The sequence below is a fragment of the Pedobacter nutrimenti genome (assembly GCF_003208655.1).
In the GTDB taxonomy this organism is placed as follows: domain Bacteria; phylum Bacteroidota; class Bacteroidia; order Sphingobacteriales; family Sphingobacteriaceae; genus Pedobacter; species Pedobacter nutrimenti.
The window spans coordinates 480,390-495,276 of sequence record NZ_QKLU01000003.1; the positions used below are offsets into that span (position 1 = coordinate 480,390).

General features: G+C 42.5%; 11 protein-coding genes. 3 read left to right on the forward strand and 8 right to left on the reverse strand.

Annotated elements, in window-relative coordinates; genetic code table 11:
* Positions 1 to 60 precede the first annotated feature (60 nt).
* Complete coding sequence (locus B0O44_RS10240; RefSeq protein ID WP_110829918.1) at positions 61 to 681, forward strand: toxin-antitoxin system YwqK family antitoxin; 621 nt, start codon at positions 61 to 63, stop codon at positions 679 to 681.
* A gap of 80 nt (positions 682 to 761) precedes the next feature.
* Positions 762 to 2,732: a sensor histidine kinase gene (locus B0O44_RS10245; RefSeq protein ID WP_110829920.1), complete on the forward strand. Its 1,971-nt coding sequence runs from the start codon at positions 762 to 764 to the stop codon at positions 2,730 to 2,732.
* A gap of 56 nt (positions 2,733 to 2,788) precedes the next feature.
* On the opposite strand, the gene B0O44_RS10250 is transcribed toward B0O44_RS10245, so the two are convergent.
* The 8 genes from B0O44_RS10250 to B0O44_RS10285 form a co-directional block, all read right to left on the reverse strand.
* Complete coding sequence (locus B0O44_RS10250) at positions 2,789 to 3,871, reverse strand: efflux RND transporter periplasmic adaptor subunit (RefSeq protein ID WP_110829922.1); 1,083 nt, start codon at positions 3,869 to 3,871, stop codon at positions 2,789 to 2,791.
* Positions 3,861 to 7,127 (reverse strand): efflux RND transporter permease subunit, encoded by a 3,267-nt coding sequence (locus tag B0O44_RS10255; protein WP_110829923.1) that lies wholly within the window; start codon positions 7,125 to 7,127, stop codon positions 3,861 to 3,863. Before B0O44_RS10255 ends, B0O44_RS10250 begins: the two co-directional genes overlap by 11 nt.
* A 5-nt stretch (positions 7,128 to 7,132) precedes the next feature.
* Positions 7,133 to 8,491 (reverse strand): TolC family protein, encoded by a 1,359-nt coding sequence (locus tag B0O44_RS10260; protein ID WP_245943638.1) that lies wholly within the window; start codon positions 8,489 to 8,491, stop codon positions 7,133 to 7,135.
* 115 nt (positions 8,492 to 8,606) lie between these two features.
* Positions 8,607 to 8,972: a hypothetical protein gene (locus B0O44_RS10265; RefSeq protein WP_110829927.1), complete on the reverse strand. Its 366-nt coding sequence runs from the start codon at positions 8,970 to 8,972 to the stop codon at positions 8,607 to 8,609.
* A 110-nt stretch (positions 8,973 to 9,082) separates the two neighbouring features.
* A complete protein-coding gene (locus tag B0O44_RS10270) occupies positions 9,083 to 9,916 on the reverse strand; it encodes a hypothetical protein (protein WP_110829929.1) in 834 nt (277 codons plus the stop codon).
* Between the two features lie 4 nt (positions 9,917 to 9,920).
* Positions 9,921 to 12,491: a TonB-dependent receptor domain-containing protein gene (locus tag B0O44_RS10275; RefSeq protein ID WP_110829931.1), complete on the reverse strand. Its 2,571-nt coding sequence runs from the start codon at positions 12,489 to 12,491 to the stop codon at positions 9,921 to 9,923.
* A 3-nt stretch (positions 12,492 to 12,494) separates the two neighbouring features.
* Positions 12,495 to 13,505 (reverse strand): FecR family protein, encoded by a 1,011-nt coding sequence (locus B0O44_RS10280; RefSeq protein WP_110829933.1) that lies wholly within the window; start codon positions 13,503 to 13,505, stop codon positions 12,495 to 12,497.
* A 34-nt stretch (positions 13,506 to 13,539) separates the two neighbouring features.
* The gene (locus tag B0O44_RS10285) at positions 13,540 to 14,115 is read right to left on the reverse strand and encodes an RNA polymerase sigma factor (RefSeq protein WP_110829935.1); all 576 of its coding nucleotides are present in this window, start codon (positions 14,113 to 14,115) and stop codon (positions 13,540 to 13,542) included.
* A gap of 302 nt (positions 14,116 to 14,417) precedes the next feature.
* On the opposite strand from B0O44_RS10285, the gene B0O44_RS10290 reads away from it, so the two are divergent.
* Positions 14,418 to 14,864, forward strand: a complete 447-nt coding sequence (locus B0O44_RS10290) for a CHRD domain-containing protein (RefSeq protein WP_110829937.1) — start codon at positions 14,418 to 14,420, stop codon at positions 14,862 to 14,864.
* Positions 14,865 to 14,887 lie beyond the last annotated feature (23 nt).

Sequence of the window (14,887 nt, forward strand, 5' to 3'; positions counted from 1 at the left end):
AATTGTTGTTGTCAAAAAAGTAGGTGATTTATAGTAAATTTAGCTTGAAAGTATAAAAAAATGAAAAAAATTGCAACCCTGGTATGTTTTGTTTTATATGCATTGACTGCATTTTCGCAGAAAGAAAAACCATTTGGCTTAAAGGATGGATTGCGTGAAGGAACTGCTAAAAATTTTTACGGTGATGGGAAAATAGAATCTGTGATTAATTGGAAAAAGGATAAGCAGGAGGGGACCTCTACTTTCTATTTTCAAAATGGGAAAGTGAAGGCGGTTGGGAATTTTACCAAGGGGGCTAAAAATGGAGTTTGGAAATACTACTATGAAACTGGTGAGCTGGAGGCCGAGGAATATTTTGTTTACAGGGATTTTATGCAGATTAAGGAAGGGGTTTTTAAGAAATTCTATGCCGATGGTAAACCTAAGGAAAGTTATTCCTATGTAGATGATAAATTGGAAGGCCCGTATGTCCGGTATTATGCAAGTGGGGCTATCGATGAGAAAGGACAGTATCTTCATGATCAACCCGATGGAAATTTTATAGCCTATCACCCCAATGGAAATGTCCGGGCAAGTTCTACTTATGTAAATGGAAAAAGAGAAGGGGAACGGATCCTGAGAGATGAAAATGGAAAGATTACATCGACGGAACTTTATAAAAACGGAGTGAAGATTAAATAGCTTAAATCCCAGTATTATACTCAGGTTATGACCCCTTTTAGAATTTGTTAATTTTCCTATATTCGTAGGGAAAAATCTCCATGCGTTACCTGTTGTCCTGTTTATTAAGTCTTGTCTTTTTTTCTGCTTTCAGCAAAGTGGAAGTTATTGACATTGACCAGCAGCCTTATGAAAATATAGGCCGGAAAGTTGGCATACTGAAGGATAAGGATGCGCTGATGACGTTGCAGCAGGTGATGAAACTGGACCAGGCTGGTCAGTTTCGGCCTTCGACGAGTGAAATTCTTAATTTTGGAAATACAAAGTCTGCCTTCTGGATAAAGGTAAGCTATCTGGCCCCGGTTAAAGACGAGGCTTATCTGATTGCAGATATCCCAAATATAGAGCAGATTGATTGTTATGTTTTAAGGAAGGATGGGGGCGTTTTGCAGATGCATTCGGGAAGTTTGTCCCCGCCTGAAAAAGGTGTTACGGCGACAAACAGTTACAGATTTCTTTTACCTGATCAGCTCAGGTCCGAAGGCCCGCAGACCTTGTACCTTCGTATAAAGTCGAACAACATTATGCTGCTCCCCTTAAAATTGGTGAATAGTGACCGGCTTTTAGAAGATAGTTCAAAATTGCAGCTGGAAAGTGTTTATATCGGGGTCATTTTGAGTTTATTTCTTTTTAACCTGTTTCTGTTTTTCAGTCTTGGGGATAAAACTTATTTGTATTACAGTCTGTACCTCTTTTTTCTGTTTGCCTATGTCGTTTTATACCTCAGGGGCTATAGTTATCTGTTTGGCTATCAATTTCGGACCTGGTTTAACTTATACCCACATATTTTTCATAGTCTTTCAGCGATTTCAGCGATTTTGTTTTCAAGGAAGTTTCTTAACCTTAGGGTAACGGCCCCTTCCTGGTTAAAGGTGTATAATTTTGCTTTTGCCCTGTGTCTTATAGAGCTTGTGATCAGTGCGCTGGGTTATAAGTCTTTGGCTGCTTCCTGTGCCCAGAACCTTGGTTTTATAGAAACCGCGGTACTGGTGGTTACCGGTATTGTCCTCTGGAGAAAAGGACTCAGGGCGGCCAGATATTACATTTATGCCTGGGCCATCATGGCGGCCACAATTTTCATCTTTACCCTTAGCCTGGGCAATGTACTGGTGACCAAAGATTATAGCTTCCACCTTTTGCCTATTGGCTCTACAGTTGAGCTGTTGCTCCTTGCTTTTGCCCTGGGTGACCGTTACCGGAGCCTGATGGTGAGCGAACGCAAAGCAAAGGATGAGAATTTTAAGATGATCAGAAACCACAATGAAAATCTGGAGCGTGTGGTTAAAGAACGGACCATCCGGTTGAATGAAAGTATTGCGAAGCTGGAGGCTTCCAATGAAATGAAAAACAAATTGTTTTCCATTGTTGCGCATGATTTAAGAAGTCCTTTTAACAGCCTGGTGAGTATTTTTACCTTAAGCGATATGGACATGCTCAGTTTGGAGGAACTTAAGGAACTTTTAAATGCAAGCCGTAAAAATATAGATGAAATCCATCATACCCTGGATAATTTATTGTACTGGGCCGCGAGCCAGATGGAATCTTCAGGAAGTAATTTTTCTGTATTTGACCTTAAGGCCACCGTTGAAGGTTTGCTGCCGGTTTATGAACCCCTTGCTGCCTACAAGGCTATAGTTTTAAAAGTGGTCACCCAAGAGGTTGGAATGGTGGAGGCAGACCAGAACCAGGTCCAGCTTATTCTTCGTAACCTGATCGATAATGCAATTAAATTTACGCCGCGCAAAGGGACAATCCATTTGCGCTTAACAAAGGAGGGTGATCAGGTGCGAATCGGAATACAGAATCCGGTTATTGATCCTCAGGTTATAGACCTGGAAGCTTTGCGTTCCACGCACAGCCAAATCAGTACCCCGGGTACGGCCGATGAGCGGGGCATTGGGCTGGGTTTACAACTTTGCCATGAGTTTGCAAGGATGAATGGAAGGAAACTGGAAGTGAAGCTGGAGGAAAATGAAATTGAGTTTTACTTTTTTCTGAGATCTTCCGAATAATTTTTTTTCTAAAAAACCGGTTGCCTTCAACGCAACCGGTTTTCAGATCTATTCGCTTAATTTAGCTTTTGGCCCTCTTTAATTTCATCATTTGCCTGCTTAACCAACGCGTCTCCGGGTCTCAAATCCCCGAAAACTTCTGTGGAATCTTTAGAAATCAAACCTTCTTTGATGTTCACCAGTTTAGCCCTGCCGCTTTTTACAAGAACCACATACTGGGCTTCGGTAGAACGGACAATTGCCGTGTTTGGAACCAGAAGTGATTTTGCCCCCGATAAAAGAGGAATTTTAACTTCTGCATACATTCCTGGTTTTAATTGATTTTTTTCGTTGCGAACATCAATTTCTATAGCTTCTGAACGCATGGAGCCAAGTGCATTTGCCGAGCGGCTGATTTTTGCCTGCTGCACCAGTGAAGGCATGGCATTAAAGGTAAAACTGACCGGTTTACTGAGGTCAACTTTATCTACATAATTTTCCGGGATGTACACTTCAAGACGCATTTTTTTGGTGTCCTGAAGGACAAGCATGGGTTGATCTGTGGATTTACCTGGTGAAACCAGGGCACCGGGAGAAACGTTCCGTTGAACAATGGTGCCATCAAATGGTGCATAAATATTCAGATAACCCTGTAAAGTTCTTACGGATGAAACATTGGAGTGTTCGGATAGGGAAATGGCCTGATCAGCCTTCATCCGGGAAAGTGCATTGTCAAGTTCCAGTGGGGAAACTGCACCCGGTTCTTTGGCGGCTTCTTTCAGGCGCTGGTATTTATCCTTACTGGCGGCAGCATTTTCCTGGGCCTGAACAAAACGGGAATTGGCTGCCTGTAGTTGGGATTCCATTTCAGGGGCTTCCAGACGGAGCAGCAGTTGCCCCTTTTTCACTACAGAACCGCGGTCTGCATAGATTTCTTTTACAAAACCATTGGCCCTGGGGAAAATATTTACTTCATTATAGGCCTTTAGGTTACCAGATAAGCGGATATCTCCGGAAAGTTGTTTTTCGCACACCTGACTGAATTCTCCTGTTTGTTTTTTTTGATGGGCTCCTGTCAGATCTGCTGGTTTTTCAGTACCCGAGCAAGCGGAAAGAAGGCATGCAGCCAGAATTGCCACAGCTATATTTTTATAATTCATGATTGTCAGTATTTAAAGTTTGAACGTTTTTATGGGTTTGGTTATCGGGTTCGGGCATTAAAGAAGGGGACTGGTAACCTGTTTTTTGTTGTAACCAGGCAAAAACCTGTGGAAGAACAAATAATGCGGCCAGTGTAGAGGCAAAAAGCCCACCAATGACGGCTCTACCCAGGGGGGCGGTTTGTTCTCCTGCTTCACCCATTCCTGAAGCCATTGGGATCATCCCGGCCATCATGGCCAGACTGGTCATAAGTATGGGCCTCAAACGTATGGATGCACTGGTAATCGCGGCCCTGGACGCATCCCGGTAATCCAGCCGAAGGTTTTCTGCATTGGTGACAATGAGTATGGCGTTGGCCACTGACACCCCGGTGGACATGATCATTCCCATATAGGATTGCAAATTTAGTGTAGAGCCTGTTAGCATCAGGGCAGTCAGTGAACCCAGAATAACCGCAGGTACGGTTGATAAAACGGTTAAACTTAGTTTTACGGATTGATAGTTTGCCGCCAGGAGTAAAAAAATCACCAGAATAGCAAACAGCAGTCCATTTTGCAGGCTGGATAAGGTTTCTGTTAGCAAGCTGGACATTCCTTTCATTTCCACAACCAGACCTTTAGGCTTTTCGCCAATAGCATTAATGGCTTTTTGAACATCACTGCTGGCTGTTCCCAGATCTTTTTTATAGATGTTGGCCCCAACGGTCAGGAACCTTCTGGGACCTGTCCGGTCATATTCCCCGGGTACATATTTTATCTTAAAGTCGGCAACATCGCCAAGAACAGGGCTGCTTTGACCGCGCAGTAAAGGAATCTCCCTCAGTTCGTCCATAGTTGCCATTACATATTCGGGAACCTGTACCTGTACCTGGTAAGTATAGGATTTATCTTCGTCGAGCCATTGGTTTTTTTCGGTGAAACGACTGGATGAGGTGCTGGCCGTAACAGAACGGGCAATATCACTTACGTTTAAACCCAATTGGGCTGCTTTGATCCGGTCTATACTGATGGCTACTACAGGCAGTTTTAAAGGCTGGGCAATTTGAACGTCCCTCAGATAGCTGATCTTTTTAAGTCTGGAAAGCACCTGATTAGCATAAGCTTCAATCTGGTTCATGTCTTTTCCAGCTACCCGGACTTCAATTGGTGCAGATGCACCCTGGCTCATGATCTTTTCGGTCATGTCTATGGGTTCAAAAGTTACCTTGAGCTCCGGCAGGCGATAGGCAATGTTTTTTCTGAGTACATCTTTTAACTCATCCATATTCACTTTGTAGTGCTCGTCCAGATTTACCTGGAGTACTGCTTCATGGGTACCGGTATTAAACACATACAGATTACTGACCCCATAGCTGCTGGGAATTAAACCAACATAGGCAGAGGTAATGGCCACTTGCTGATGTACAGTGCTGTCAATGATACCAAGTACCTGTTTCAGTTTTTCTTCTGTTCTTTCCAGTCTGGTTCCGTCGGGTTCTTTAATCCGGATCTGGAACTGTCCGTTGTTTACCTTGGGCATCATGTCTTTACCTATGAATACAAAACCAGCACCGGCAAGAAGCAGGACCAGAAAAAGGTAAACAGGCACAATAGTCTTTTTATAGGGCATCCAGGCGCTGATCAGCTGCATGTAGCGGAGTTTAACCTTTTCAAACAGGTCGTTTTTTTCCGGTTGTTTTTTCTCTTGCTGAAGATGTTTTTCAATCTGACCTTCTTCCTGAGCATCCAAGGCCTCTCCGGCATGAGCATGTATTTTCCCATGTTGGTAGTGCTGGTAACGTTCTGCCCTGATCATCCAGTTGCTTAGAATGGGGACCAGGGTTTGCGCCAGAACGTAAGATACAATCATGGTAAAACCTATCGACATGGAAAGTGGCAGGAACATGGCCCTGGGTACTCCGTTCATCATAAAGGAAGGTGCGAAAACAGCCAGTATACACAGCAGGATCAACAGCAGTGGAAAAGCAATTTCCTGGCAGGCTTCATAAATGGCCTGTTGTTTTCCCTTGCCCATTTCCAGGTGCTGGTGAATGTTTTCTATGGTAACAGTGGCCTGGTCAACAAGAATACCAATGGCCAGGGCCAGACCACTCAGGGTCATGATGTTAATGGTTTGTCCGAACAGGCCCAGCAACATGACCCCAATAAGAATGGATACAGGAATGGTGATGACGACAATCAGACTGCTGCGCAGGTCCCTTAAAAAAAGCAAAACCATTAAACCAGTGAGCAGTGCCCCAAGGGCCCCTTCGGTAATCAAACTTTTTACAGCATTTACCACAAACACGCTTTGGTCAAATTCATAGGATATTTTAACATCGGGGGGCAACAAACTCTGCATTTCCGGCAGCTTGCTTTTTAGGGTTTGGACCACCGACCAGGTGGACGCATCTGCAGTTTTCACAGCAGGAATATACACCGAACGTTTACCATTGATCAATGCGTAATCTACCGTAATGTCTGCGGCATCACTGACCCGGGCAATGTCTTTGATCAGTACAGGAATGCCGTTTTTAACAGTTACAGGGATATCCTTAAACTCATCTGCCTTTTTAACAAGGGAATTCATAGTGGTCACAAACATCGTGTTGCCCATACGCAGGTTTCCTGATGGGGCCATCACATTAAATTTTGCGAGGGCCGATACCACCTCATCAGGTGTTAAATTGTAGCTGCGCAGTTTACTGGGATCAATGTTTACCGTAATGGAACGGGAATTGGCTCCAAAAGGTGGAGGGGCAGAAAGCCCAGGGACACTTGCGAACATAGGTCTTACCCGGGTTGCTGCAAGGTCGTAGATTTCCTTGAGACTTCTTGTTTTGCTCGACAGGACCAGCTGGCCTACAGGAAGGGAAGAGGCATCGAAGCGCACCACCTGTGGAGGCAGGGCACCCGGCGGGAAAAACTTCATTGCCCGGTTGACCTGTAAGGCAACCTGGGCAGAGGCTTCGGCCATATTGGTGCTTTCATAAAAACTGAGCTTCAAAAGGGTTAAACCCTGAATGTTTTTACTGCTGATATTTTTAACTCCATTCACGTAAAGGAACTGGTCTTGTAAGCGGGTAGAAAAAAAACCTTCCATTTGTTGTGGTGACATTCCTCCATAGGATTCAATCACATAAATGGTGGGCAGGTTAAGCTGGGGAAAAATATCTATAGGTATTTTGATTGCACTAAGCACTGCGAAAATCAGCAAGCTTAAAGTAATCACAACTGTTGTGATTGGCTTTTTGAGTGCGGAGGTGACCATTGACATCGTTTTTAGTTTAAAAGTTTTAAAAGTGTACTGACCTGGTTCTCCATGGCTGCTTTTTCAAATAAAGCCCTGCAGTAGGTATTTCTGGCAAGGGCAAAATCTGTTTCCGCCCTGTACAGAATATTCAATGCGGCGTTGAGTTCTATAATGTCTGTCAGTCCGTTTTTGTACAAAGAGAATTTTTGACGATAGCCTGCATTGGCAGCCTTAAGTTGATTTGGAATTTCCTTCAGCCTTTGTCTGGCTGTACTGAGTTCAGTGTCTGCCTGTCCATTGCGTAGAGAAAGTAATTCCTGTTGTTCAAGGTATTTTTTTCGATCATAACTGGCGGAAACCTGTTGTGTATGAAGTTTCAATTGCCTTCGTTTCAGGTCTGTGAGGTTATATGAAACACCTATACCCAGCAAATAATTGTTCCGGTCAAAACCCCAGCCAGTGGACAGGTTACGGAACTGATCTTCGGCGGTGATGCTGGACCCTCTTCCCCAAAAGGCGGCTTCCAGCAGGATTTTAGGGTTATATTGTTTTTTGATCATTTCCTGTTTTTGAAGGGCGTTTTGATAGGCGGACTGATAGTAGCGCAAAAGCGGATGAGACAGACTGTCTTTAAGCCCGGAGCTTAATAAACCAGATTGTTGTAACAGGATAGATTCTGCAGTGGTATCTGGCTGAATGGTGTGATAAGACAAACCTGTAAGCGCGCCCAGTTGTAATTGTACCTGCTTCATTTGGTTGGAAAGTTCCAGATAATTGAGTTTTGCCTTGGAAAGCTCTGCTGCTGCGATGCTAGTGTCTACCCCGGCCCGGACACCACTTTTAGCCAATGCGCGGATGGAACGCTCAATATCCTGGTTTCTGTTGATATTGGCCTTTTGGATCTGGAGCAGGTCGTGGTCGAGCATTAACTGCAAATACTGGTTGATGGTTAGAGTTTGCAGTTGGAATTTGGAAAGCTGGTATTGGTTCTGCTGAACTTCGACAGCTGAATTTGCCGTTTTACGTTCGGCCGAATAGGCGCCGAAATTATAAATTTCCCAATCCAGGGCAGCGATTCCCAAATTGGATAAGGAAGCATTGTTGTTGCTTTGGCTCCGCACGCCCCTGGAATTAGAAGGGATTAAACCAAAGCCAAAATAGGGACCGGCAACATTGTTGTTTGAACCCAGGTCGGCCTGGTAGTTGAGTTTAAGATTGGGAAGCCAATTGTTTCTGGCTTCAAGGGCCTGGGCCTGACGGATCAGGATGGCAGCTGAATCTGTAATCAGTGATGGGGCATTGTTCTCCAGCCGGTTTAAAATTGTATTTAAAGAAACGGGGTTTTCCTGAGCGCAGGCATTAAAGACGACAAACAACAGTAATGCCATACAGAAGCCCCTTTTTAAAAGCAGCATAATAAAAAATGTTAAATGATCGGAATGAACAGGATAAAGGGGGAGTCCCTTATCTGTTCTGACAACTAGGGTATTTGGGTTGCCGGGATCAAATGATCAGCTGCCTGGTATTCAGGTAAGTATCCTCTTTGTGGAGCAGGATACAGCACACCTGTTCAAGGACTGTATTACTGAGTTTGCAGAGAAGTTTTGATAGGGCAAAAAACAAGGCCAGGAAACCTGTAAAGGTAAGAACAACCCTGCCCGGATTGGATAATTGCTCTTGTATGGCGATGACTTCAATCAGATCTTCTTCCAGGTACTCCTGTTTGCGTTTGCTAAATAGTTTTTGGAGCAGGAAGACATTAATTTCCTGATGCTGACGGTTCCGGTCAAAGATGTTAAAGCCCAAAAAGCTTTTCCCCGCAAATAATATTGCGGCCATAAAGAACAGAACCCGGACTATTTTAAACATGGATTGATCAATAACCTTAGACAAAGCAAATTTTGCAAGAAAAATTTAAGATCCGTGGAGGTAACAAAAAAGTTGCAAAAACAGTCTTCAGCTAAAACAGGATGTGACATTTACTTTTTCTGTGGCGAAAGGTCTTTAACTGCAATCCTTTGCATTTCTACATCCATTGCATAGAAAAAACCATTGGCATTGCCCGATATGTTTCCTTTAACCTGCCCTGGAACAGTAGATAATATACCCCTCCAGTCTGTTTCCTGAAATACGTTGTACAGAAAGGTCGCATGAGCAGGTGATAGGGAAAATTTGTAAATGCTCAAACTGTCTTTCAGATCGGTCGTGATGATGGTATTTTGTTCGGTTAATGGGTTCAGGGCATTAGGGGAACCAAAAGGATGAGAGTAGCTGTAAGGATAACTTTCGCCAAATTTACCTGGTGTCCACAACCTTTTTCCATTCATGATTAGCCATTGTTGTGCAGAAAGTACGCCGAATGTATGTTTCGGAATGGTAATTTCCGCTTTGTTCTGATTGACCTTTATGGAAAGTGGGATATAGCGTTCACTAATAGGGAATACCTGTTGTAAGGTATCATTTGCGGTATACTCCTTTTTATTGTAGATAATTTTTAAGGTATAAACGCCATCATAATTTTTGTTGTTTTTCATGCTGGCCGTATAGATACCAGTTTTGCCAAGCTCTTTGAAAGGAATATCACTTTCACCATCGTTTACGCTCAGTACCGCACCGTTTATGGGCTGGGGAGCACCTCCGCTAAGCAATACAGGTTTGGTTAGCCGGATATATTGCTGTGGGATAAAGGTATTGATACCACCCTCTACAATAAGGTCATAAGGCACAGGAAGGGCGCTTTCCTGTTTTTTGCAGGCAGAAAGTACCAGGCTGAACAAGAGAATTAGGGTATACTTTATATTTGTCATTTTCATCGCCTTAAAATTTAAAGTTATAAGTGATTGCCGGTGTAATTCCTGGAAAGGCTTGTTCTTCAACAAGGTAGTCTGTTGCAGGGTTTTGGTTGACCCTATAAAAAAGAGAGTTCTTTTTGCCATATACATTATACACACCCAGGCTAAGGCTGCTCATCCAAGGCCTTTTGCGGTTGGTAGCCGGAGAAAGATCCCAGGATACGCTCAGGTCCAGACGGTTATAATCAGGCATTCTTGAGGAGTTCCGGTCTTTGTAAATGGGAACTTTTAAACCTTGCTGCAAAAAATAACCAACAGGAAGTGTTACCGGCCGGCCAGTTGTATAAGTGAAAAAAGAGCTAAAGAGCAGGCGGTTTGTAATCTGATAATTGAGGCTAAGTTTTAGTACATGCGGGATGTCATAATTGGCCCTGTACTGTAAACTGTTGTTGATCTGGTTGAATTTACGGAATGCCCTGGACCAGGTATAAAAAAGAGTACCCCGAAGTCTTCCGATGTCTTTTGAGGCCATGAATTCAATGCCGTAAGCGTCGGATCGCCCCGAACGGAGCTGATCTTCTATAACGGGGTTTAAAATCACCTGAGCATGATCTATGAGCTGCAACTGGTCAAGCATTTTTTTATAATAAGCACTGAGTGAAAAGGTCCAGCCCAACACCTTACGTCTGTATTCCAGGGAAAAAAGGTCTGATTGCTGAGGTTTAATATTCGGACTGGAAGGAATCCAGGTTTCCAGGGAAGAAAAAGCAAGTTCATCATTTTGTACCAGCTGAAGGTACTGATAGTTCCGGTTATAGGTAAACTGCAGGTAAGCCTGCGGCTCAAGAGCATACTGTATGGTCATCCGGGGTTCCAGTCTGAGATAACTTTGATAGCCTTCTTTAGGATCTTGTCCCAGCTCAGCAGCAAGAATGTCATCGTCTGGTGTATATAATCTTACTTTAGAGATGTTTTGAAGCATGCTCGCGCGAAGCCCATAAAGTAACCGAAAATGCTGTCCAAGGGAGAGTTTATGACTGGCATACAAACCATACTCCCAGGCATTGGCTTTGGGGATACTGGAGGAACTTGTCGTATTGGATTCACCAGGGGTAAAAATGTGATTGGTTCCATTAAAACCAAACTGAATTTGACTGTGCGGTTTCTGGTAATAAATAAAATCGCCTTTTAAAGTAAAATCCCGGATACCAGTGATCCATTGATCCATACCCTCAGAAGCATCAGCGTTAATGTTGAGTCTGTTTTTATAATTGCTATAAATGGCTGACAAGTTTGAAAATAGCCTGGCATTAAAAATATGATTCCATCGTAAAGTAGAGGTTTGGTTTCCCCAACTGTTAAAATAACCATTATTGGATTTTAAACGGTCATTTCCAAAATAAGCAGAATAATATACCCGGTCTGAGGCACCAAATTTATAATTGACTTTGAAATTTAAGTCATAGTAACTTGCGCCGAGATTAAAGAGGTTAAAATTTTTGTTTAGAAAATTAAGAAGACTTTTACGCCCTGTAATCAGAAAAGAACCTTTTTCTTTGACTATTGGTCCCTCCAGTGCAAGTCTGGCTGCCAGTAAGCTTGCTCCTCCCTTCACATGGAAGGTTTTATCGTCCCCGTCTGCCATGCGGGCATCGATTACAGAGGACAGACGCCCTCCGAAATTTGGGGGGATCCCATCGGTATAGATTTGGATGTTCTTAAGGGCATCGGGATTAAATATAGAAGTCAATCCAAATAAATGCCCGGGATTATACACGGTTGCCTCATCAAAGAGGATCAGGTTTTGATCTTTGTTTCCACCTCTGATGAACATATTGCTACTCTCTTCGGTCATACCAAGTATGCCATTCTGCATTTGGAGGGCTTTGATCACATCTGGTTCTCCTTTGTAATAGGGCTGTTTTTTGATTAACTCCCATTCCAATGCCTGTCCTGGAAAAGATTGCGCGGTAGAATCGGTACTGTTTTGGGAATTTACAACAATTTCATGCAGGTTAATTTGCTGTTTTTCAAGCTCTATTTCCTGTGACTGGGCCGAGAACTGCAGGTCGATTGTTATTTTTTTGGAAACATAGCCCACATGGCTGATCCATAGTTCATAACTTCCGGCCGGAAGGGTTAAGGAATAAAACCCATAGTTATTACTACTGATTCCTTGTTTGAGTATGGGAATGTAAATACCGGCCCCAATAAGGTCTTCGCCTGTTTTTGCATCATGTACATGTCCGCTAAGGCTTACCCTTTTAATTTCCTGGGGAACAATGATGATTTCTTTGTTAATGTATTTGTAACTTAATCCGGTTCCTGAAAGTAAAAAATCAAGTATTTCTGTAAGTGGTGTTTTGGAGAAATTCCTGTTGATTTTCCTTTTGAGAGAAACCAAAGAGGGGTCAAAGGACAGCAATATCCCTTGTTCTGTTGACAATTGGGAGAGGGCCCCCTCAATGCTGCTGTTTGAGAAATTAATACTTAGTTGCTGGCTGGGAACAATATTTTGGGCATGCGCCGGACCGGATCCTGTAAGGAACAAAAAAGTCAGTATGATAAAAAGACAGGTCTTTCCGATGGCTGGCATAAATTATTTATACAGCACAAATGTATCGTCTTTTTTGGTAACCTGTAGTTGTAATGAAGCTGCAATAATGCGGATAATTTCTTCTTCGCTTTGCTGATCAAAATAAGCACTTAATTTCCGGTTTTTTAGATCGGCATCCTGAAGAATAACTGCTTTTCCAAATGCATCTTCAAGGTCCCGTGCAACCTCTTCAAGCGGTGTTTGTATAAACTGAAGTTTGTGATCGCACCAGGATTTGTAATTTAGCCAGGTGTTTTTTTGTGAACTTAGGGTTTTGGTTTTTCTATTGAATATGCCTTTGTCCTTTTCGGAAAGGAGCAGGCTTTTTGATGTGACCGAGTCCACTTTGGAAGAATTGGCTTCTAAAGCAACTTTTCCAGAGTTAACAATGACCACGATTTGTTCCTGTTCAATTTTTAAATTGAAACTTGTGCCGATGTCACGGACATTTACTTCATCCATTTTGACCAAAAAAGGATGTGCTTGCTGGTGTTTAACTTCAAAAAAAGCTTCACCTTTTTGCAAATTTACTTTCCGGTTCTTTAAAAAAAGCCAACTGTTGTAAGAAAGAGTGGTGTTTTCGTTCATGTTGATTTCAGAACCATCCGGAAGTATGACTTTTTGATACTCGTTTTTTGCTGTACGAATGGTTTTGATCCCGGTAAAGAACTCAGGTTTGTAAAAATATAATATGGACAATACTATAGCAGCTGCGGCAGCCCATTTGTAATAGGTTGTCAGCTTTCTGACGGAAGATTTCGGTGACTGTTGCGTGGTGTTTTCCAGTGAGGGCGCAAAATTTTCCCATGCTTTTTGCGGATCAATATGTTTGGAAAGGGCAAGCAAACGGAGCTGGTCCTCCAGTAGAAGCAGCTCATTGTATTTTTTTAAATGCTCAGGACTGGTGTTTTTCCATAACTCAAGCTGCTCAAGGCCTTCAGCAGAAATATTTCCTTCTGCCTGGTCAGCAATGAGTGAATAAGGGATATTATGGAGATGATTAATATTTGTCATGGTAATTATAAGACAGCGTTTAAATGGATAAGTCCTATCTGAACAATTGATTAAAAAATAAAAACAAGAGAAATACCTGTTCCTTGCTAAGTATTACCCTTATTTTTTCATAGCCCTGGGTCAGGTGGTTTTTAACGGTTTTAATAGAAATATTCAGTCTATCGGCAATTTCCTGTTGTTTGAATTTATCAAATTTACTCATCATCATCACTTTTTTACATTGGGGCGGAAGTTGGTCCAAAGCCATTTCCAATTGCTGGAGCTGTTGTTCCAGTACCAGCGCTTCATCACTCTGATGTTCTTCCTCCTGAAAGCCCATCAGAAACTGTTCCTGTTTCTGATGCTGTTTTTTTTCTCTGGAAATCAGGTTCAGGGCATTATTGACGATGCATCTTGACAAATAGGGGCCGGGAGACTGTATCTGATTCAGCAGGGCCGGGTCCGTCCATATTTTAAGAAAGACATCATTGACCACTTCCTGAGCCGTTTCTTCCTTCCTAAGGTATTTAAAGGCCAGAAGATACAATCTTTTGTAATAAATTTTATATAGTGTCTCAAAGCCTTTGCTATCCTGTTTGCGGACCAGCTCTATTAGCTCTTTATCTGTCATAAGGTTTTCGCTGTGATAAAATTAGCATTTATATCCTTGAGGCGTTGACTTAAATGTTTTTCAGCGTATAAAACCATCCTGTTTTAAAGAACATTTTCTGATCTGGTGCGAGGTAGGCAGATTATACATTATAGTTTAAGACAATATATACGCGCAATAGTCCTATGTGGTTTTGACTATTTTTTTTAAATATTTTTTGTGTAGGACCTTTTAAAAAAAAGGCTGTCTTATTAGCAAAAGCCTCACAATGACCCCGGGGACAGGATGTAGAGATTGGCTTGAAAATTAAATACGTAAAATTTATGAAAACATATATTTTTTTAACAACGGTGGTGCTTTTTACGGCTTCGCTAATATCCTGCAGTAAAAAGGAGGAGCAGCCACCACAAAAGGTAAGGTTTGATGTAAGCGCACAAATGGATGCCACTGGAACGGGATCGGCTTCAACAGCAAAAGGTAACCTTTCGGCAGAATATTTAAGCAATACCAGAAAACTAACCTATACAATTACCTATACAGCAATAGATGCAGACCAGGTTAATTTGCATCAGGGGACAGCCCAGGTGATTGGTAACCCCATCGTAACCCTTAAACCCACAACAACCAAGTATAGTTCGCCTGTAAAAGGTTCCATAACCCTGGATGCCGCATCGGCAGCAGCCCTTTTTAAAGATCAACTGTACCTGAATATTACTTCTTCCAAATTTCCAAAAGGAGAAATCAGGGGACAACTCCTTGTAAAAAAGTAAAAACGTAAAATCACATAGTAATT